Annotated in this window: 10 protein-coding genes; all 10 read left to right on the top strand. The window is 45.3% G+C overall.

All coding sequences use genetic code 11. From position 1 onward, the window contains the following. Positions 1–2: 2 nt before the first annotated feature. The 10 genes from AC1DCV_RS18050 to AC1DCV_RS18005 all read left to right on the top strand — a co-directional run bounded on the left by AC1DCV_RS18050 (position 3) and on the right by AC1DCV_RS18005 (position 23,800). Positions 3–569 (top strand): RNA polymerase sigma factor, encoded by a 567-nt coding sequence (locus AC1DCV_RS18050; protein WP_477024458.1) that lies wholly within the window; start codon positions 3–5, stop codon positions 567–569. Between the two features lie 60 nt (positions 570–629). Then, positions 630–1,628: a FecR family protein gene (locus tag AC1DCV_RS18045; RefSeq protein WP_477024457.1), complete on the top strand. Its 999-nt coding sequence runs from the start codon at positions 630–632 to the stop codon at positions 1,626–1,628. A gap of 83 nt (positions 1,629–1,711) precedes the next feature. Further along, positions 1,712–4,330 (top strand): TonB-dependent receptor, encoded by a 2,619-nt coding sequence (locus tag AC1DCV_RS18040; protein ID WP_477024456.1) that lies wholly within the window; start codon positions 1,712–1,714, stop codon positions 4,328–4,330. A gap of 3 nt (positions 4,331–4,333) precedes the next feature. Further along, positions 4,334–5,185 (top strand): DUF4249 domain-containing protein, encoded by an 852-nt coding sequence (locus AC1DCV_RS18035; RefSeq protein WP_477024455.1) that lies wholly within the window; start codon positions 4,334–4,336, stop codon positions 5,183–5,185. An 18-nt stretch (positions 5,186–5,203) separates the two neighbouring features. Beyond that, positions 5,204–5,971, top strand: coding sequence for a hypothetical protein (locus AC1DCV_RS18030; RefSeq protein WP_477024454.1), 768 nt, complete (start codon positions 5,204–5,206; stop codon positions 5,969–5,971). Between the two features lie 409 nt (positions 5,972–6,380). Next, positions 6,381–6,887 (top strand): UpxY family transcription antiterminator, encoded by a 507-nt coding sequence (locus tag AC1DCV_RS18025; protein WP_477024453.1) that lies wholly within the window; start codon positions 6,381–6,383, stop codon positions 6,885–6,887. A gap of 50 nt (positions 6,888–6,937) precedes the next feature. Further along, complete coding sequence (locus tag AC1DCV_RS18020; RefSeq protein WP_477024452.1) at positions 6,938–10,090, top strand: amino acid adenylation domain-containing protein; 3,153 nt, start codon at positions 6,938–6,940, stop codon at positions 10,088–10,090. 173 nt (positions 10,091–10,263) lie between these two features. After that, complete coding sequence (locus tag AC1DCV_RS18015; RefSeq protein ID WP_477024451.1) at positions 10,264–12,687, top strand: ABC transporter permease; 2,424 nt, start codon at positions 10,264–10,266, stop codon at positions 12,685–12,687. Positions 12,688–12,774: 87 nt separating this feature from the next. Then, positions 12,775–14,103 carry a M28 family peptidase gene (locus tag AC1DCV_RS18010; protein WP_477024450.1) on the top strand — a complete coding sequence of 443 codons (1,329 nt, stop codon included), beginning with the start codon at positions 12,775–12,777 and terminating at the stop codon, positions 14,101–14,103. A 16-nt stretch (positions 14,104–14,119) separates the two neighbouring features. Next, positions 14,120–23,800, top strand: a complete 9,681-nt coding sequence (locus AC1DCV_RS18005; RefSeq protein ID WP_477024449.1) for an amino acid adenylation domain-containing protein — start codon at positions 14,120–14,122, stop codon at positions 23,798–23,800. Positions 23,801–23,805: the final 5 nt, after the last annotated feature.

Genomic DNA, 23,805 nt, shown 5'->3' with positions numbered 1-23,805 from the left:
ACATGTCAATACCTATTCTGCACCAAACTCCGGATACCGAATTGTGGCAGCTTGTCCGGGAGGGCAACCTGCAAGCTTATGGAGAGATATATGAACAATACTGGGAACCCCTGTACGAAAGTGCCTACTGGCGTTTGTACGACAAAGCCGCCGCCAAAGACATTGTGCAGGAGGTATTTATTTACTGTTGGCAGAAAAGAGAACAGATACAGATCACCGAATCTGTAGGGGCTTATCTTCGTGCAGCCGTGAGGTTTAAGGTGCTGAACTATCTCAAATCGGAGCAGGCCAGGGAGAAATACCGGCAACTGGCAGGCCGGGAATTACCGGAAATTACTCATTCCACAGAGGAAACTATCGCTGGTGCTGATCTGCAGGCCAGCTATCGTCGCGAGTTGCAACGACTCCCGGAAAAGATGCGGCAGCTGTTTATCGATAGCCGGGATAATGGTCTCTCTATCCGTGAAATCGCCGAAAAACACACACTGTCAGAGCAAACTGTTAAGAACCAGCTTTCCACTGCGCTCAAAAAATTGAGGGAAGGACTGGGTAATTTCTTTTTAGATTAAATTTTTTTTCTTCAACATAGTACTTCCGGAATTTGAGGATTGTCTATTAAACAACAGCATATGAGTCATCCTGATCAACATACCATCGACCTACTGCTTGAAAAGCACGCTCTTGGCATTTGTACGCCGGAGGAACGAGCTATATTGGAAAGATGGTATGCCTCATTCCCTGCTGAAGGTCATGTATTTCATGATGAATCAGAGAAGCAGGCTATGAAGGAATCATTGAAAACAGGCATTTTCGGAGCTATTCAGGAGGAGAAAGCTGAAACAAACGAGGAGCCATTGCATATAATACCAGGGAAAACGCCTGTCCGGCGCATGTATTGGCGTGCTGCAGCAGCCATACTAGTGCTGATCACCGCAGGCAGCCTGTTTTACCTGTTCAGGGGAAAGCCGGAAGCAGTATCGTATACAGAAGTCAGCGCTCCTGCAGGCAGGAATATTCTCCGGGTAAAGTTGCCGGATGGTTCTGACATGTGGCTGGCGCCTGGCTCCAGGCTGCGCTATGCCAGCCATTTCGGGGAAAAAAGCAGGGACGTGCAAATAGTAGATGGTCTTGCATACTTCGCTGTAGCACCTGCTGCTTCGTATCCTTTTACTGTCAGCACAGCTTCCGGCATAGTTGCGAAGGTACTGGGCACTGAGTTTAGCGTGAAAGCTTATCATGGATTACAGGATATACAAGTGTATGTAAGCGTGGGCATGGTGCAGGTATCAGACAGTAATCATGTACTGGGTGTGCTGGAAGCCGGTCAGCAGATCGTATATCAGCAGGCCACGCATACGGCTACACGCCTTGATGAGCAGGTGGACGACTGGCGCCAGGGAAGCCTGCTGTTGCAGCATGTTTCGTTCGGAGAGGTGGCCCGCATACTGCAGAACCGCTACCAGATCCGCGTAACTTATGATACTGCCATGATGTCGTCTTACCGTTTCAATCTCCGGATAACCGACAAAGCTTCACTGGATGAAGTGCTGGAAATGCTGAAGGATTTGAGCGGCATGACTTATACGCTCCACGATGGCCAGGTAACAATTACCGGCGTACAACAATAATCATTCAATCACCACATTACCCCGTTTAAGCAGCCGTAAATGCGGCAGGGGAGTACTATGCTTTTTAAAAAACGAATAACGTCATGCAACGATTATTAACCGTTCTGTTCTTAGCATGCAGTCTGATTGCTACCGGTCAGCAAAGTGTATTAAAGCTTACTATAAATATTCCGGCCACATCGCTGGAAGCCGCGCTTAAACTGTTGGAGCAGCAAAGCGATATTCATTTCTCCTATGAGTATACAAGGGTGAAGGGGATTAACGTGGAAGCACATACCTATAAAGAGATGCCGCTGGAAACTATCTGCAGGGATCTGTTGAAAGGTACCTCCCTCATGTTTAAACGTAAAGGTGACCACATCATTATTGGTCCGGTGCCGAAACGTGACCGTACACTAAGCGGATACGTGGAAGATGCCACTTCGGGAGAACGGCTGATCGGTGTTTCGCTGGCCGTACCGGAGTACCAGGCAGGCACCATCACCAATGCGTATGGATTTTACAGCATCACCCTGCCGGAGGATTCTTTCCGGGTACAGCTGTCTTATCTTGGTTATCAGCGCCTGGATACGGTAGTGGCGGCGCAGGGTAGTGAAGGGATCAATTTCAGGCTGAAGACACTCAACCGGCAGCTGGAGCAGGTAACGATACGGGGTGGGCGTGCTGAAAAGATCGAAGCATCATCCCAGATGAGCCGAGTTAATTTGTCGGCAGCAGCTGTACAAGCCGTGCCACGCTTGCTGGGGGAAGCGGATTTGTTTAAGACCTTGCAACTGTTGCCTGGTGTGAAACAGGGAACGGAAGCTACCAGCGCATTGCTGGTGCGTGGCGGAACGCCTGATCAGAACCTCATTTTACTGGACGGCGCCCCGCTCTATAATCCGATGCACCTGATGGGTCTTTTTTCTACTTTCAATACCAATGTGCTTAAAGATGTAACACTTTATAAAGGGGCATTTCCTGCGCGCTATGGCGGCCGGTTATCATCCGTGGTGGACGTGTCTACCAAAGATGGAGACATGAATAAAATACACGGTGATTTTTCCATTGGGCTGCTCTCTGCGGAAGCTTCGCTGGAAGGGCCTATCAAGAAAGGGAAAACAACTTTCCTGATCTCTGGCCGCAGATCTTATCCCGATCTGTTAGCTAAGATTTATCTCAACGCCCAGGACGACGCGCCGGATAAGTTCGGATTACACTTCTACGATTTCAACGCGAAATTGCACCACAAATTCTCGGATAAGGACAAGTTATACCTGAGCCTTTATAATGGGCGCGACATGATGGAAACACGATACCGATTCCAAAGTCGTAATGAAAATAATCATTACGTTTCCGACCTTGGCGCAAATGCCGGAAACCTCGCAGGCACCATTCGATGGAACCATGTGTATTCTCCAAAATTATTCTCCAATGTGATGCTGATTGGGAGTGATTATCATTTCAAGTCTCGTTTTTACCAGGAAGGACAAACTGACCAAAACTCCTATACTGACTATCAGCAGCTGAATTCCGGTATCAGGGATTATGGGGTGAAGATGGATTTTGAATATCACCCGAAACCTGCGCATTCCGTTAAAGCAGGTGTTGCTTACATGTACCGTATTTTCACTCCCGGCGCGTTCCGAACAAGACAGACACAAAGTAAAGAGGTAATTGTAGATTCCGTGAACAATAATCGTGATATTCATGCAGGAGAGATAGACCTTTATGCAGAAGATGACTGGGAACTTTCCCGGCGCCTGAAAGTGAATGCCGGAATGCATTTCAGCGCTTTTCTCGTAGAAGGACGTTTTTATAGTTCGCTGCAGCCACGCCTGAATGTGCGCTACCTCATGCCTGGCGACTGGGCACTCAAGGCGTCCTACTCCCGCATGACACAATACGTCCATTTGTTGGCCAACAACTCTATCTCACTTCCTACCGATCTGTGGGTGCCGGCAACAGATAAGGTGAAGCCCCAGGACGCGGATCAGTATGCACTTGGAATAGCCCGGAATGTTTTCAGCAACCAGTTTGAATTTTCAGTTGAAGGGTATTACAAACGTATGCGGAATGTGATTGAGTATAAGGAAGGAGCAGACTATCTTACCAGTAGCAGGGGGAATACGTGGCAAAGCCAGGTGGCCGCAGGCGAGGGAGAATCATATGGGCTGGAACTGCTATTACAGAAGAAAAGCGGCAGACTTACAGGTTGGGTGGGGTACACGCTTGCCTGGGCTAATCGCGTTATTCCCGAGGTGAACTACGGAAAGGTGTTCCCTTATAAATATGATCGCCGTCATGACTTACATATCGTGGGCGTTTATAAGTTACGCAAAGGCATTGAACTTTCCGGCTCCTGGACTTATCAGAGCGCCGCACCTTTTACTATTCCGGTAGCCTCCTATGAAGGTTTGGACGCGCCTGCCACTGAACACACAGATCATTACAGGATGTACCCTTCGAACGAACGCATTAATATACGCAATAACGCACGTATTATGGCCTACCACCGGCTGGACCTGGGTATCAATTTTATCAGGTACAAAAAAAATGGGATGACACGTACCTGGAATATCAGCATACTCAATGTTTATAATCGCTTTAATCCTTTCTTTTATTATCTGGACAGTTATGACAACGGACGCCCCAGAGCAAACCTGACAGCAGCTAACCTGGTTCCTTTTATGCCCAGTTTCTCTTATAGCCTGAAATTTTAAAAAATGAAATCAACATTATTTCTATTGCTGATACTGGTTGTATGCAGCTGTAAAAAGAAAGTAACAATAGACATACCGGATGAAGCAAATAAGCCGGTACTTAATTTACTGATGAGTAAAGACAGTCTGATGCTGGCACATTTAACAATGTCCGGCCACATGGGAAAAGGGTCGATATTTCCCGAAATAAAAAATGCGGTTGTAAAACTGTATGAAAATGGGGTATTTAAAGAAAACATGGATACGGTTGTGAAAGGAATATATACTTACTATAAAAGCACTGTTACCGCGAGGGCAGGGGCAACATATCGTATTGTTGCTGCTATCCCTGGCTTTCCGGAAGTAGAAGGCAGCGACTTTGTGCCGGAAGCGGTAGCAACGGGCGAAATCACCGTAAAGCAAATTGCCGCCGGTTCCCTGATCAAAGGGAATGTAACAGTGGAATTGCACGATAAAAAGGGAGAAAAGAATTATTACCGTATCAGGATCTACAGTCTGTCTAAAGATTATCAGGGGCACTACGTTAAGTGGCCGCATAAATTTGCATCAGGTGATCCCAAGGATGGGCTGTTCAGCAGCAAAGATCGTACGGAGTTTTATACAGACGATGTTTGGTTCGATGGCCACAACCCCCGGTTCAGTTTCCTTACATACAGGTATGATCCCTGGGACAAAATCATCGTAGAAATATCAACACTCACCTATAGCAGTTATACCTACCTGTTCACCGCGTTTATGGCCCGTGAAAAGAATGATGATCCGTTGTCAGAAAAGGTAATTGTTTTCAATAATATCATTAACGGAATGGGTATTGTTGGTGGCGTAGCGCAACAGGAATACATTATCGAAGAGTAAGATTAAATAGATAATTTAATGACTGACTATATAAAACTCTTCCCGGAATATGAAGATGTTTTTTATGATGAAATAGCATTGCATAGAAAATATTTCCTGCCCCTTGCCTCCATTAACCTGAGATACCTGCACCCTGACAGGGATGAGTGGCTTCATTTTGTTTCGGTGAAGGAAATATACAATGAAAGAGTAGGTGAACATACAGGGGCTTATCATACAAAGTATACCCGACCGGATGCATTGGCTTTTGATATAATAGACGGGAAGTACAAATTTGATGCAGACTGGCGTTACTTTGGCGAACACCGTTTTATTCCGCCGAATGAATATCATATAGCATATACCGACCAGGAGATTGGATACAATATGAATGAAGTGATGTATCAGTTAAAAAAATCGTATTACCAGAAATATGGTCAGCTATACGAGGGGGATTTTAAGCGCCCTGCGCTTAAAGCAGAAGATGTGCGGCGCCTGATGCGATTAAGGGCATTGAAGCCGGAAGACCTCAGAGCGGATGAAATTTCCAGTTACCTGGTGGAAAGCCATCAGCAAAAAATTGCGGGTGTGTTTGTGGGCCTGGCACCATTTGCCTTTCCGGATGTTGATTCCGTACTGATACCCCGTAATGATGGAAAAGCATTTGAATTGATTGGTATTATGGAGGGAAGTGATTTTCAGCATACCGCTCCTAGTGATATCAGCTTATTCCATAGCCAGGAACTAAAAAAGGCAGTAGTAGGTTTAGGATACTTACATCTTCGCCAGATTTCCAAACTGCCTTAGCTTTCCATATACCGCTGCATATTGTAGCATCTTACCATTGTGCGTTTTTCCAGGCATCCCACTGAAGCCCCACTGCAGCAAGGGAACCAGGCACAACAATAAAGGAGTGCCGGAATAGATGTTTACTGTTAAAACCGATCTGTTTTATCGTAAAAGCCGTAATAATAACTGCGGCAATACCTATAAATAATTAATCAAGTTAAATTAACTTGGTAGTCACGATAAATGAAAGGCCCTATCCAGTATGTTGCTGTTACACTTTAAGAAGAGTTGTGTTACCCGGTAGTTGTTCAATGCCTTTCGCGGTTCATCTGGTATTATTAAACGGTAGTAGTTATTGTTACTAACTGTAGCGGTAGCTTTGCTTTGGCGAAACCCGAATCCTTTTCTAGTCCTAAATGCTTAGCCCATGAAAAATTTCCCAACGGGATGGTACCTCATTTATACGAAGCCACGTTATGAAAAAAAGGTCTTTTTACAGTTAACCAGAATGAACATTGAAGCCTATTTGCCATTTACCAGGAAGCTACGGACATGGCACGACAGGAAAAAATATGTTGAAGAGCCACTTTTCCCCTCTTATGTTTTTATTCACCTGAAAAATTTAGAGAGCTATTACGGCGGAATCGATGCCGACGGGTCCTTATTTTATGTAAAAACAAAAAAGGAAATTTCACGCGTCAGCGATTCTATTGTCAATGACTTAAAACTGGTCACCACACAAGCCAACAGCGTAGAAGTCACCCAGGAATATTTTCAGCCGGGACAAAAGGTGGTTATCCGTGAAGGCGCTTTAACCGGACTGAATTGTGAGATGGTGGAAGTAAATGAAAAGAAGAAGCTGTTGGTGAGAGTATCTCTCTTACAGAGAAATATTCTCATTTCGTTACCTGCTGAACAATTAATGCCTGCATAATACAGTGGATTTAATCAGTGTATTTGCATCAATACAAACAGGGAAGGAACATGCAAAAGATTTTCCAAAAGGAGCTTACTGCCAGTCTGCAGAGGCATAGCCAGCGTATAGCCATCGAGGACAACGGAAGACTGGTTTCCTATTCCGGACTGTTGTCGGCTGCCAATAAGGTAACGCGATTTCTGCAGTCACAGGAAGTAGTAAGGGAAAGTATCATCGGTATCATGATAGATGACAGAACCGACCTGGTTACCTGTATCACAGGTGTAGCCAATGCGGGCTGCGTCTTTGTACCTATTGATGCTTCCCTGCCTGATAAGCGCCTTGTTGCGATCCTCCGTGAACTGAAATGCCGGCTTGTCATTTCAAGTCGCAAACACGAATTGAAAACGGCATTTAATGCAATGCCAACCCTGAAACGCTACAGTTTTGAACATATTCTGGAGCAGCTGCCGGAAACGGATGATTTACATCTGCAATATCCCGAATACCGGGAGGATGATTCCCTCTATATCTATTTTACATCGGGAACAACGGGACAGCCCAAAGGGATTATCGGTAAGAACAGCAGCTTGCTGCAATTCCTGCAATGGGAAATCACTGCCTTTGGAATAGATAGTACTTCCAGATGCAGTCAGTTTATCAGTCCATATTTTGATGCATTTCTGAGAGATGTATTTGTGCCTTTACTTTCCGGTGGTACGGTATGTATTCCACCTGCACGGGATGATTTTTTTACACCTGAGAAAATGGTTGACTGGATTGATGAGCACCGTATAACGATGATTCATTGTGTGCCCAGTATCTTCCGGATTTTTAACCGCAGGGATTTGACGCAACAGCATTTCCGGAGCCTGGAATACGTGTTTTTGTCGGGAGAAAGAATTATACCTGCAGAACTGAAATCATGGTTTGAAATTTTTGAAGGCCGCATAAAGCTGTTCAATCTTTACGGTGCAACGGAAACAACCATGATCAGAGCTTATTATGAAATCAATTTCAGCGATACACAAAGTGAAAGGATACCTATTGGAAAACCTATCAGTGATACAGAACTGATCATCGTGAACGAAGGGCTGAAGGCCTGTGGTACAATGGTAATAGGTGATTTGTACATTGTTTCGGATTATATTTCGAAAGGGTATCTGAATAATTTAAAGCTAACGAAAGAGTTGTTTGTGAAGCTGCCGGCTGCATCCCTGCAAGCCATGGCTTTTAAAACGGGAGATAAGGCGAGAAAATTGCCGAATGGGATGATAGATCTGCTGGGCCGGGGAGATAATCAGGTTAAATTAAGAGGTATCAGGGTAGAGCTTTCAGAAATTGAAAATGCCCTGCTGATGTCAAAGTATGTCAGTAGTGCAGTATGCTCAAAAATTACAGCAGATAATGGAGAGGATGCCCTGGTAGCCTTTATTATCAGAGATCCGGAACTACCTGCCGGATTTTCCATTCTTCCAATGATTGGAATGTACCTGGAGAAGCATTTGCCGTCATATATGATTCCCTCTAAAGTTATAGAAACAAGTGTATTCCCGTTGCTGAGCAATGGTAAAATTGATCATAAATCGCTGATCAGGCAGATTGCTGAGGGAAATATTATTGCCCCTGAGAATGAGTTGCAGGAACAACTGCTCGAAATCTGGAAGGAGCTATTGGGAGACTATCCTATTTCCATTGATGATAGTTTTCAGAGCAAGGGAGGAAATTCGTTAAGCATGATGCGGCTGATAGGACGTATTTACAACAGGTTTACTATAAGGATAACACTGGCCCAACTGTTTGGTCATCTTACCATCCGCAAACAGGCAGTTTTGATAGCGGAAGTTTGCAGTGATAATGTATTCCGGATAAATCCGGCAAGTGAAACAGCTTTTTATAACTTATCACAGGCGCAGGAAAGAATATATTACAGTTGCCAGCTCGACAAATCGAGCACCGTGTATAATATGCCGATGGCATGGGAAATTGCAGGAGTATATGACCGCTTTAAAATTGAGTCCGTTTTGAAACATCTTATTGCGCGTCACGAAAGTTTAAGGACCGGCTTTAAAATTGAAAACGGGAATTTGTGCCAGGTGATAGCAGAGCAGGTAGATTTTTCCCTGCTGGAAACGGAGATGGAAGAAGGAGATTTACAGCAAACTATTTCAGCGGCCGTCAGGCCATTTGACCTGAGTGAGCCTCCGCTCATCAGGGCATCAGTATTATTGATGCGCAATGGCACCCGTATACTGCTGATAGATATTCATCATATCATTTGCGACGGCATTTCTGAATTCATTCTCGGCAATGAGTTTATGCAGTTGTATCAGGGAAGGGAACTGGCAGCCACGGCTTTTCAGTATAAAGATTATGCTGAGTGGGAGCATCAGTTTACAACTACCAGTGAATATCTCCGGTCAAGGGAATTCTGGCTGAATATGTTTGAAGGTGAATTGCCTGTGTTGGCGCTGCCTTCCGTCAGTAAGCATATTAAAGAGGTCAATTACGAGGGGGGAAGTATTGATTTTGAGATTGATCGTCATATTATTGATGCAATTGCAGCGGAATGTAGCGGAGAAACCATTACCAGGTCTTCCGTTCTCTATGCTGTTTTTTTCGTATATCTGTCACAGTTAACTGGTCAGAAAGATCTTACAGTAGGCCTTGCGGTGTCCGGGAGATCCCAGTATGAAATCGAGCATGTGGTGGGGATGTTTGTGAAAACGCTGGCAGTGCGCTACCAGTTAAATATTCATATGTCCTTCAGCAGCTTTGTTACGGAGCTGCATAAACTGTTGGTAGAGGCAAATAGTCACCAGCACTATGACCTGGTCAGTATTATGGATGAGCTGAACAAATCCAGGGAAACGCCGGTTAAAAGTCTGTTCAGTGCGTTATTTGCCTTTCAGAATTACAATGTCGCCAATGATGCTTATACAGGCAATGATTTTCCGCCTGTAGTTTTGGATAGTACTACATCCAAGTATCCGCTGTCCCTGATAGTAAACGAAATGGAGCGTAATTATTTGTTCAGGCTGGAATATGCTTCCTTGTATTTTACCCGTGAAGATGCTCAATTGTTGGCGGAAAACTTTAAATTGCTGACAGTGGCGATTGCTGCTGGTACAGAAGGGCCGTTGATAAACACTATCAGCGGTAGCAACAAGGTCCGGGCACAAATGGAAGATGACATTGTATTTGATTTTGCAGACGAATAAATGGCCGCTTGCCGGATGTATCAAAACCAAACACTTACTGTTCATTTCCGGACAATCAGACATTCGGGAAAAAGCTTAAGTTGTTTATTATCAGTCTGTTGCTTTTTTGGCATATAATTCCAAGTCGATAAAGGTTAATCTATCCTGCGAAACGATATAAAATAGCTGAAGTAATGGTTAAAAACTATCTTAGAATTACCTTCCGTAACCTGTTTGGCAATAAGGAACATGCGCTCATCAACATCTTTGGGCTCACAGTAGGCATAACTGTTTGTTTGCTCACTTTTCTTGTGATCAGGTTCGTAAGCAGCTTCGATAATTTCCATAGCAACAGAGATCATATCTACAGGGTAGTATCGGTGTTTAAAACACCTAATGGCCTCAACTACGAGTCCGGAGTTTCATTCCCAACGGGGCCTACGCTCCGGCAGGAATATGGAGATATGGTAAAGGTGGCCTCTATTTTAAGCCTTGGAGGCAATGGTCAGATTAACATATTGAACAACCTGAACGATGCATCGGTTGCACAGAAATTCAAAGAAGAAAGTGGCATACTGTACGCAGAACCAGAATTCTTTGAACTATTCGATTTCAAATGGTTGTCGGGAGATAAAGCATCYGCATTGAAGGAACCCAACACGGTGGTGCTTACCCGTTCAGTGGCAGAGAAATACTTTGGTAACTGGCAGTCTGCTGTTGGCAGACTCCTCAAACTGGACAATGTTTTAACGCTGCGTGTTTCCGGTATTCTCGACAATCCGCCCGCCAATACTGATTTCCCGCTGAAAGTGGTCATCTCTTACATCACCCTGCGGAATACCCCTATCAATCCCCGTCTTACAGATTGGACCAGCGTATTCGCACAGCACTATTGTTTTGTGTCTTTGGATAAAAATATATCCGAAAATCAATTCAATAGAAGACTGGATGATATCGTACAGCGATATAAACCGATAGAGAACCGCAATGAAGGAATGCTGCTGCTGCCTTTAAAAGATATGCATTTTGACACGAGGTATAATACATTCAATAATCATCCTTTCAGCAAAAACCTTATCCTCGCTTTGAGTCTGATCGGGCTGTTTGTATTGGTGATTGCCTGCGTTAATTTTGTCAACCTTGCCACTGCACAGGCAATTAACCGCTCTAAAGAAGTGGGTGTCCGCAAAGTGCTGGGGAGTTCCAGGGCACAGTTATTAATACAGTTTGTGGGCGAAACAGGTATGCTGGTGTTCTTTGCCACGCTGTTCGCTGTTATTGTCTGCGAACTTACCGTTCCTTTCCTCAACCGTTTACTGGATACCGCCATCGGGCATGACTTTATCGCCGCACCGGAAGTAATTTTGATGCTGATAGCAATTATCATTGGTACTACCTTTTTGGCAGGATTTTATCCGGCGGTGGTTTTGTCCGGATTTAAACCCATCGCAGCAATCAGGAATAAAGTGAACGTCAAAAGCAGCGGTGCCAACGTGTTACGGCGCGTTTTGGTGGTGTTACAGTTTACTATATCACAGGCGCTTATTATCTGCGTTTTGATTATTATCGGGCAGATGGACTATTTCAGGTCCAGCCCTATGGGATTCAACAAAGAGGCGATTGTGATCACCCGTATTCCCGGCGACAGTGCAGGCATTTCAAGAATCGATGTATTGGGTAATCAGCTGAGACAGATGTCCGGTGTTCAAAAAGTAAGCTTCAGCTACGGCAGTCCGGTTGATAACAATGACTGGAACAGTGATATTAAATTTAATCACGTACAACAGAATAACCTGGGTGTTAATTTAAAATGGGCGGATGTAGATTATCCGCAAACCTACGGACTCAAGTTGCTGGCTGGGCGTTTTTATTTCGCCAGCGATACGGTTAAAGATCTGGTTGTAAATGAAACCTTTTTGAAGAAGGTGGGCATCAGTGATCCCCAAAAGGCCATAGGCGCCGTCGTGGAGATCCCCGGCGAAGGGAAGACAGGAACCATCTCCGGCGTAGTGAAGGATTTTAACGTAGCTTCTCTGCATAGCCAGTTGTACCCGGTAATTCTGGGTACCTGGAAACAAACTTATCAGACCGTAAACATCAAAGTGGATCCCTCTAAGTTAAGCAACGTACTACCGAAAATAGAACGGACATGGAAAGAAACATATCCGGACTATGTATACGAATATCGTTTCCTGGATGAAAGTATTGCCAGCTATTACAAACAGGAACAACAACTGTCCACGCTATATAAGATTTTTGCCTGTGTAGCCATATTTATTTCCTGCCTTGGATTGTATAGCCTTGTGTCGTTTGTTGTAGTACAACGTGCGAAGGAAGTAGGCATTCGTAAGGCGTTGGGAGCATCTCCCAGTCACATCGTATTTTTATTCTCCAAAGAATTCACTATCCTCATCGTGGTTGCATTTTTCATCTCGGTTCCGATCGCATGGTATTTTATGCATCGCTGGCTAGAGAATTATGCTTTTCACATAACACCGGGCATAGGATTGTTTGTACTTGCAATAGTCATCTCAATGTTTATCGCCTGGGCATCAGTGGGGTATAAAGCCGTCAAGGCCGCCCTTGTCAATCCACTTAAAAACCTGAAGGAAAACTAACCTTTTTTTCCAATAACATATTTTCCTGTATACACGTACAGGATGACACTCTCTTGCGCCTGTTTCGCAGCTAGAACCTTTACACATATGAAAGTCAAAGTGTGCATAAGTCTCCGGACGATGTCCGTCCTATGCCTGTTACTATTGCTGAACGCAAATATAGTAGCCCAGAACAGGTTGCCTGTACTGAATAATATTACTGCTGTTGCAGATACCGCATCACATACCGTCAGCATACATTATTCCGTGTCCGATGAAGATAATGACTCGTTGAAAGTGACCTGTATAGTTACCAACAGTTCTGGAGAAAAGATACAGGTAGATGTGGGTGATATCAGGGGAGATATAGGATACCCTGTTCGCAAGGGAAAAGACAAACGTGTATGGTGGAAATTTCGTTTTCCCGGCGGGGAGATCGGACAATATACAATCACATTGGTGGCTGATGACCTGCAGACAGTAGATATATCTCACCTCGTTAATCAGGTGGATACGCAGCATTTGAAGAATGACCTTCAGGCCATCTACGGCATGCGCGATATGCATAGTGTGGCAGGCAGATCGCATCTGGACCAGGTAAGGGCCCTGCTCAAGGCAAGATTTCTTGGCAGCGGGCTTTCGCTGAAAACACAACCGCTATTGACACCTGACAGCATAAAGGGCTATAATATTCTGGGGGATCAACAGGGATTAGATAGCCAGGCGCATACCTATGTACTCTGCGCCCATTATGACGGGGCTCCCGGTAGTCCGGCTGCAGATGATAATGGTTCAGGCGTTGCCGGAATGCTGGAGGTGTTGAATGTGTTGTCTAAATACCAGTTTACCCATAACATCAGGTTCATCGCATTTGATATGGAAGAAAACGGATGTATCGGGAGTCGTACTTATGTAAACGGCATACTTCAATCCCACGAACAGCTGGCAGGAGTTATTAACCTGGACATGATCGGCTTTTACTCTGATGATCCTGGCAGTCAGATTATCCCGGAAGGATTTGATGTCCTCTTTCCTGATGCATGCAAGCAAATCAAGGACGGCGGTGCTAAAGGAAATTTTCTGGTAAGTATAACGAATGATAGTTCCAATTACCTGGCCGCCGACTTTCAGCACAATGCCACTGATTATGTTTCCACACTCAATTGTATTACACTCACCACACCTGGTAATGGAACGTTAACGCCCACGATGAGTTCCGGCGATCACGGGAGTTTCTGGCAGGCAGGATATAAAGCAATTTTCATCGGTGATGGGGGGGAAACAAGGGATATCTATCTGGATACGCCGAAAGATGTATTGGAGAATATCAATTATGGTTTTCTGAGCAAGAATGTTAAAGCAATCATCGCTTCTCTCGCAAAATGGGGTGGCATCCGGCATGTGGCGACACAGCATACCGGCATCCGTTTAAAATAAATAAACTGATCTTTTCATGGATACCTTGGTTCAGCTATTAGTGCAGGCGGCATCAGTGCCGGGTAGGGGAATCATGTTCATTGATAGTTCTTCTGCGGAAGATTTTCTATCCTATGCTGATGTACATAAGGCGGCATTCAGGCTGGCCGGTGCGCTGCAGGAGCGTGGTGTGGTTCCGGGCGACGAAATTGTTTTCCTGGTTGCTGATAACAAATCCCTGTTAACGCTTTTCTGGGCAAGCCTGCTCATAAAGGCGGTTCCTGTTCCATTGTCAGTGGGTACTGCAGATGAGCATTACATTAAGCTGTCGCAGGTATGGGAAACACTGACCAATCCGCTGCTGGTACATGATACCGGCATGGAAAGACTGGTAAAGGTTTTGTCTGCCAGTGAGCACAAAGGCGAATGTCTGCTGGAAATTCAGCAGAAGTCCATCCCATTCAAAGAGTTGGAAGCAGTGAATGTGATACCGGAACTCCCTGCCATCACCGGCAGTGATCTTGCCTATATTCAATTCTCCTCCGGGTCAACTGGTACTCCTAAGGGGGTGACGTTAACGCACGATAATCTTGTTGCGAATACCACCGATATAATGAGTCGCTCAGGTATCACCACCTCGGATCGTTTGCTGAGCTGGATGCCGCTGACACATGATATGGGAATGATCTGTGCGCATCTTACAGGTGTAAGAGCAGGTATTGATCAGTATATCATGCCGGTTAGTTTATTTATACGCAGACCTTTGTTATGGCTTGAAAAAGCTCATCAGCATAGGATATCTCTGTTGTATTCGCCAAACTTCGGCTACCAGTACCTGCTACAGGCGATGAATAAACAGGAACGATACAACTGGGACCTGTCGGCAGTACGGCTTATTTACAACGGAGCAGAACCAATTTTGCTTGGTATCTGCGATGAATTCAGTGCTTCCCTGGAAAAGTATGGACTGAAGTCAACCGCTATATACCCCGGATACGGGTTGGCAGAAGCTTCTGTGGCAGTGACATTGCCAGATCCCGGCGATCCGGTGAAAGGATATTTTCTTGACAGAACCTCGCTGAGGGCAGGCGACAAAGTAAGGCAGGCAGCAGAAGCCGATGCAGTTACGTTTGTAGAAGTAGGAAAACCTATTGATGCCTGTCGTGTAAGAATCCGCCATGAAAAGGAAAGAGATGCAGCAGATAACGTGATTGGTGAAATTCAGATCAAAGGCGCCAATGTAACCAGCGGATATTATCATAATCAGCCCGCAACAACGGCTGTATTTACTTCGGACGGATGGCTGAAAACGGGTGACCTGGGTTTTATGAACAACGGCAGACTGGTTGTTACAGGCAGGATCAAAAATATCATTATCATCAACGGGCAAAATTATTACCCGCAGGATATAGAAAGGGTAGTGCAGGAAATTGAAGAAATTGACCCTGGCAAAGTGGTAGCCTGCAGCCTGAGACATGCCACAGAGAGCAGGGATGAGCTGCTCATTTTCCTGTTGTATAAAGATGCGTTGCCTGACCTGTTGCCGTTGATAGATAAGGTCCGCGCAAAACTGCTTCACCAGTTGGGAATTGATGCCGGTAAAATTATCCCTGTCAGAAAAATATTCAAGACCACCAGCGGAAAAATACAGCATCATAAATTTGTAGAAGAATATGAAAGTGGAACATATGATGCGCTGTTGAGTGAAATAGCTGCATTACAGGTGCATGATAATACAGACATCGATGAAGGTGCTGCTACGGAAGACCGGATATTGCCGCTGGCACAGGCTTTATTTCCGGATCATACACTTCTGGTAACGGATAACCTGTTTGAGTACGGCCTTAACAGTTTAAAGGCCAACCTGCTGGTGCTTCGTCTGCAAAAGGCGCTTCATCTGCGTGTAAGTTTAAGTGATCTCTTTGAATATCCAACTGTAGCCGGTTTGGCAGTTGCGATACAGGCAAACGGTGTTCCGGATTTACTGCCGCTGCCGCATGTGGATGATCAGGCCTTTTATGAAACCGCGGCACTCCAGAAGAAGTTCTGGTTTATGCAGCAGTTGCCGGAAAACCAGGGTTTCCTGCATCTGTATAATGCCGATGAGATGATTGGTACACCCGACAGGAATGCGCTCACAAAAGCTTTTGATACCATCATCGACCGACATGAAAGTTTACGGACTACTTTTCACATGACTCCTGAGGGGTTGTTGCAAAAAATACATGCAGCTGGAGAAGTCAGGTTTGCACTTATTGAACGGGATCTTCAACTGACTGTTTCAAAAGAAGAAGCATTGCAGGAAGAAATAAAATGGCAGGTACAGCAAGCATTTGACCTGGCGGGCGGCCCCTTGCTCCGTGGTGTTCTTTTAAGGATGGGAGCTGACCGGTATGTTTTCCTGTTTATCATTCATCATATGGTTTGTGATGGGTGGTCGATGGGGATTTTCAGAAAAGAATTTCTCTCACTATATGACTGTTATCATTCCGGACTTCCACCTGAATTGAATGAAGTTAGGAGCCAGTACAGGGATTTTTGCGCATGGCAGCAGCAGAGAATGCAGTTACCCGTAGCAGAGATACAAAAATCATACTGGAGAAATGTGCTGCAGGCAGCGCCTCCGTTGCTCAGGCTCTCTGGTACACCTGCTGCACAACCGCCAACATATTGCGGCCGGTCCATATTATTTGGGTTGTCTCCGTCTTTGACAGAGAAAATATATACCTACAGTCATCAGAAAAATGTTTCCTTGTTTATAACACTGATTGCTGCATTGCATGTGTTGTTCAGAAAATATACCGGGCGAAAAGATATGCTTTTCGGCACCGATGTTTCCGGAAGAACACATGAGGATCTGCTGGATAATATCGGTTTGTATATCAATACGGTCATATTGAGAACGGCTTCCGATAGTGAAGATTCTTTTGAAAAACTGACAGATAAAGTAAAACATAGCGTACTCGGTGCTTTTGAGCATAGCGAATATCCTTTTGAATACCTGGCAGAAGAGCCGGGCATAAAACCGCATATAGGGTTTCCTTCACTTTTTGACGTGCTGGTATTATTCCAGAATTTTGAACATGGTTTTTCTTTCGAACACAGTTATGCAGATCTGAAAATCAGCCCGGTAAAAACAACTGTTTATTCCAGTATGGTGGATCTGGAGCTGGAGTTCCGGGAAAAAAATCATTCTCTGCAATTGAGTATCCGCTATAATTCAGGGTTGTTTACAGACGGATTTATAACCACCATGGGTAACCGGTTTGTAAAGTTGATCGAAGAGATGATAGATGCGCCTGCATTACCGGTAGGGCAGGTGAATATACTGGAGGCGGAAGAAGCAGCCCGCATGCTGGATATGTCCCGTGGGCCTGTTGTTGGGGCCCCTCCCTACGCATGTGTTCAGCAGTTTTTTGAAACAGCGGCGGTTGCATTTGGCGATCGCCCTGCCATTATATTTGAAGGAGAACAACTTTCCTATGATGTATTGAATCGGCAAAGTAACAGGTTGGCACGATATCTCCGGCAGCGGCTGAATATCTCCCGGGAAGACAGAATAGGGTTGCTGTTGCCTCGTAATGAGCAAATGATAGTGGCTTTGCTGGCAGTGCTGAAGTCCGGAGCAGCTTATGTGCCGATGGACCCGGATCTACCCGCTGAAAGAATAGCGTTTATGGCAGCAGATGCCAATGTAAAGGCGATCGTTGTCAGTGATGCTGCTGCTTACGCCGGAAAGACAACCAACCTGGAGATAATCCTGCTGAATGAAGTGTATGGGAATGATATAGAAGAGGAAACCCGTAATCTTCCACATTGGAATACGCCGGATGATCTGGCGTATATTATGTATACCTCCGGATCAACAGGTCAGCCCAAAGGTGTGATGATCACACATCATGCGATGATGGATTATGTGCAGACATTTGCTGCCTATTTTTCCCTTGCTCCGGAAGATAATGTGATTCAGCAGGCTTCCCTGTCTTTTGATACTTCTATTGAAGAAATTTTCCCGGCAATATGCAGCGGATCATCGGTGACCATATTGAAAAACGGCGGCCGGGATATAGAAGGAATCTTTACAGCAATAAAAGATCACAAAGCAACGGTGTTGTCCACAACGCCGTTGGTGATCAATGAACTGAACAAGGAAAGCCGGCGGCTGGAAGGGCTCAGGGTAATCATCAGCGGAGGCGATGAATTAAAACCCTCCTATATTAGTCATATTCTTGATTTCCCGGCGCTGGAAATCTATAACACATATGGACCTACAGAATGTACTATCTGTGCTACTTATGGAAAAATAAATGAAATAGGAGATGTATACAGTATTGGCCGGCCAGTGGTGAACCGGGAAGTATATCTCCTGGACGATCGGCTGCAGCCTGTACCAGCCGGCATGCCCGGAGAAATTTATCTCGGTGGTGCCGGGCTGGCAAGAGGATATGTAAATGCTGAAGAAAATATGCTCCGTTTTATTAAGCATCCATTTTATGCCGGCGCTTTGTTGTTCAAAACAGGAGATATAGGAAGATGGCAGGACAATGGTACGATACAGTTCCTGGGAAGAAGCGATACGCAGGTAAAGATCAGGGGATATCGTGTGGAACTTGCAGAAGTGGAAACGGCCATATGCCGGCAGCATAACGTAAAAGATGCCGTAGTGCTGGCACGTGAAAATCAGAGCGGGGAGAAGTTCCTTGCGGCTTATGTTATTTTTACCCACGAAAACAAACCGGCGGATCTGCTCCGCTGTCTTCAGCATATATTGCCTTACTACGAAATGCCTGCTGTTGTAGTTCCAATGAGCGCTTTCCCTGTAACCGCCAATGGAAAAATTGACAGGAACGCCATGCCGGCTACAGACAATGTACAGACAGATCGCGATGCATCATTTGCTATGCCTTTGTCTGCAACGGAACAACAACTTGCGGAGATATGGAGAGAAGTGTTGGGATGCCCGCTTCCTGCATTGTACGATAACTTCTTTATGCTGGGAGGAGATTCCCTCAAGGCGATGCGGCTAGCTGCCGGCATTCTGGCGGTATTTGGTGTCAGACTGGAATTTAAGGATATATTCCTGCAGCCGGTTCTGACAGAAATGGCGAGCCTTATCCAGGGTAATGATCAGGCAGAAGAGGACGGAATACTGCATGTGCCAGACAATGATTATTACGACGTATCAGCGGCGCAGCAACGCCTATGGGTAATAGATCAGTTTGAGAAAGGATACCTGGGATCAAATATGACCTGGAGGCTCGATATCAGTGGTGCGCTTGATAAACAGGTGCTGGAAAGAAGCCTGCAGTTGATAACAGGTCGGCATGAAAGTTTGCGTACCGTTTTTGTTCAGATAAACGGACGCCTGGTACAAAAAATATTACAACAGGTAAGTGGCCTGGAATATAAGGATCTCAGCAATGCTCCCGACGGTGAAAAGGCGATCCAGGAGATCATGGAGAAGGAAACAAAAACGCCTTTCGACCTGGAAGCAGGACCATTGCTGAGGGCAAAACTACTACAGCGGACTAAGGGAAAATACGTCTTGTTGTTATCGATGCATCATATTATTTCGGATGCATGGTCTATGAAAATTTTCATCCGGGAACTGCTTACCTTTTATGAGGCGGGTAAGAATAATATTGCTGATCCGTTGCCGCCAATGCAGTTGCAGTACCGGGATTTTACCACCTGGAAAAACAAAGCAGATCTTACTGTTGCGTGGCAGGACGCAAAAACATACTGGATGCGCCAGTTTGAGAAAGGCGTTCCGGTGCTGGAATTGCCGACAGATTTTCCCAGACCGGCTACAAAAACATTTAACGGAGACAGTCTGCATTTTGTCCTCACAGATGGCCAATATAGTTCCTTAAAACGGCAGGCACATAAAAACGATACTACACTCTTCGTTACCCTGTTATCAGCATTGGTAACGTTGCTTCACAAATATACCGGCCAGCAGGATATGGTAATCGGAACGCCGGTGGATGAACGAAGCCATCATCAGTTAGCGGACCAGATCGGGCTGTATATAAATATGCTTCCTCTCAGATGTCAGATCGACAAAGATCATTCTTTCGGACAGCTACTGACTGTCGTTAAAGAAATCGTGGTGAACGGACTGATGCATCGTGATTATTCCTTCGGACGCCTGCTGGAAGAAGTGCCAGTACAATATAACCAGGGGAGGGCACCGCTGTTTGATGTGATGATGGTTTTTCTACAGGAAGAAGAAGCCGGTGGAGTGATCCATGCTCCTGATGGATTATTGATAGAGAAATATCCGGTACCTGTATCCGTAACCCAATTTGATCTGACTTTTATCTTTACACAGTCCGCCGAAAAGTTATCCGTTACTATTGAATATAATACCAACCTGTTTACTGCCGCGAGAATAAAGCGGATGGGCGATAATTTCCAACAATTGATCTCCGTGGTGCTTACGGGTGGTACTACCCCTATACGTAATCTTTCTTATATCAGTCTGCAGGAGCAGGAAATGCTCCGGGCTTTTAATAATACATACTTCCAATATCCGGAGGGACACACGTTGTTGACACTTCTGACGGATCAGGTAAATAAAACGCCGGATGCGATAGCGTTGGTCTGTAGGGAAAAACAGTTTTCCTTCCGGGAGCTGAATGATGCCGTTAACCGGTTGTCGCACTACCTGATACATACCTGGTCGGTAAAAGCACCGGATATAATCGGCATTATGCTTGATCGTTCGGAGAAGTCAGTCATCACGTTATTGGCTATATCCAAAGCAGGCGCCTGCTTCGTAAATATTGACCATACACTTCCGGAGGCCAGAGTAGCCTATATCATACAGGATGCCGCGCCTAAGCTGCTTCTCACGGAAGCTGGTCTTGCCGGAAAAGCGGCAGGTTATACGGGCACCGTGATTGATATTGGTGAGGTGGAGCTGGCAGGTTATGATGCCACTGAACCGGTGGTACCTTTTGTACCTGAAGATCTTTGTTATATCGTATATACTTCCGGTTCAACCGGTAATCCCAAAGGAGTATTACAAACATTCCGCATGATGTTCAATCTCACGCTGTGGGACCTTTATGGCTCGCAGTTGGGATGGGGGCTATCGCTGCTGCAATACGCCTCTTTCAGTTTCGATGCATCCTATCACGATGTTTTTTTCAGCCTTTCTTCCGGAGGAAAAATTTTCCTTATCCCGGAAAATATGCGGTTGAACTTCCCCATGTTGAAGGATTATATTACGCAGCAGGGTATTGAGATTATTTCTTTCCCGTTTTCAGTGCTGAGTCAGTTCTTCAGTCAGGTAGATGACAATGGGTTTGAGCAGGTAAAACATATTATTTCCACTGGTGAACAATTGCTGGTAGGCGCAGGATTAAAGAGTGTGTTGAAAAAGTATCCGCATATTCATCTGCACAATTTTTACGGGCCATCAGAAAGCCATGTAGTTACAGCCTATCTGGCAGATCCGGCGCGTCCGGACCTGATGCTGAGGCCACCAATAGGCAAGCCGATTTTCAATTCAGATATACATATTCTTGATGCGGACGTACAGCAGGTGCCTGTTGGCGTACCGGGAGAGATATACATCGGAGGGGATAATCTGGCTCCCGGTTATCTCCGTCTTTTGTCAATGACCAAAGAAAGATTTGTTAACATACCTATTCATGGCCGGGAAATACCGGTATATCGTTCGGGGGATATTGGTTACTGGTTGGATGACGGCAATATCATCTTCACGGGCAGAAAAGATAAACAGATAAAGATCAGAGGCCACCGTATTGAGCCGGCTGAGACAGAAATATTACTGTTAAAACATGAAGCAGTAAAAGAAGCGATTGTACTGACGGACAAAAACAGTCAGGGGGAATATGTGCTGTTGGCTTTTTACATATTAAAGCAGGAATTCCGTGGGGGTGAAGAGTATAATGCTGCGGCGTTGAAAAATTATCTCGCCGTTTACCTGCCGGATTATATGCTGCCTTCGAGGCTGGTATGTCTCGACACTTTCCCTCTTACGCCAAATGGAAAGGTGGACACTGCGTTATTAATCCAGGAACAGGAAAGTGCATCAGTGGTGGCTGTTATAAACAATGAACCGGTTAGCAGGCAGCAACAGAAGCTGGCGATGATCTGGGATGAAGTGCTTCGTTGTGGCCCCGTGCATCCTGATGACAACTTTTTTGACCTTGGCGGACATTCGCTGAATGCAACAGCTGTTGTTACCAGAATACATTACAGGCTGAATAAAAAACCGGACTTACGGTCAGTATTTGCCTATCCCACTATCCGTAAGCTGGAACAGCATATTGCGCACCTGCCGGAGGAAAACAGCCCTGTTATTCCAGCCGCACCGGTTGCAGATGCGTATGAACTGTCTTTTGCACAACAGGATTTCTGGATATTGGACCGGTATGAAAAGAATCTGACTTCCGCGCATAATATGTCATCTGCTTACAGATTCGGGAGAGACTTTAATCCGGAGTTGTTCTGCCGCGCATTTATTGAGGTGGTGAAACGACATGAAATATTGAGAACTACCTTTTTTACGAAGGATGATAAGCCATGGCAAAAGGTACACTCATATGCTGAAAGTGGCATTGCCTTGCATCCGGAAGACTGGAGAACACGTGACAATGTAGTACAGGATCTGGAAACGTTGATCATGAAGGAACAGCTGCAGGCGTTTGATCTGGAGAAAGGGCCGCTGCTGAGCGCGCGGCTGCTGCAGACAGTGGATGATTCCTTCGTTTTCATCTTTACAATTCATCATATTATCTCTGATCAATGGTCAACAGCCGTGTTGTTCAAAGATATGGTCACCGCATATGATGCCATTACGCAGGATGATGGGTACACTTTACCGCCGTTAAGGATACATTATAAAGATTATGCCGGATGGCAGAACAAACTGTTTGCTGCCGGTGCCTGGAATAAAAGCGGCGATTACTGGCTCGATCAGTTTGGTGAGGATGTGCCGGTGCTGGAATTACTCACTGACTTTCCCCGTCCTGCAGTGAAAAGTTTTTCCGGTAGCATGGAAATGCTGCACCTGGATGCTGCTCATACCCTGGCATTGGTCAACATAGGACGCCGGATAAGAAGTTCTGTATTTATGACGTTGTCGGGTGTTGTAAATGCTTTGCTGATGCGGTACACAGGGCAGGAAGATATTGTGCTGGGAACCCCGGTGGCAGGCAGGGATCATTACGATCTGGAGGAGCAGGTAGGTTATTATGTAAACAAACTGGCCATCAGGACAAGATGCAGCAGAAACGACAGCCTGAAAAATATTTTATTGAGTATGAGGGAAGCGATGCTGGAAGCATTTGTACACCAGGGATATCCTTTTGTTAAGCTGGTGGCCGACCTTGGATTGGAAAGAAATCCCAGCCGCTCTCCGTTGTTCGACGTAATGGTAGTCATGGAGGAAGCAGACAATGACCTGTTACAATTGGCGAAATTCCCTGTTGAAGTAATAGCTCCACAAACAATTGCCGCCGTATTTGATCTGCTGTTCAGATTTGTATTTAAAAACGGAATGGTAACGATTGTAATAGAGTACAATACAGACCTGTTTAAAAAAGAAACCATCATTGAAATGAAAGAAGACCTGTTCCAACTGATCTCTCAATTGATCAGCAATGACCAGGTGCTGTTGTCTGATATCCGTTTTCATGCTGATGCAGACGCAGATGTGGATGCGAGGGCTTTCATGCAATAGCGGTG

The organism is Chitinophaga sp. 10T418 (genome assembly GCF_056394125.1).
The sequence above is the reverse complement of the archived record's forward strand: the minus strand, read 5'-3'. Positions and strand labels throughout refer to the sequence as shown.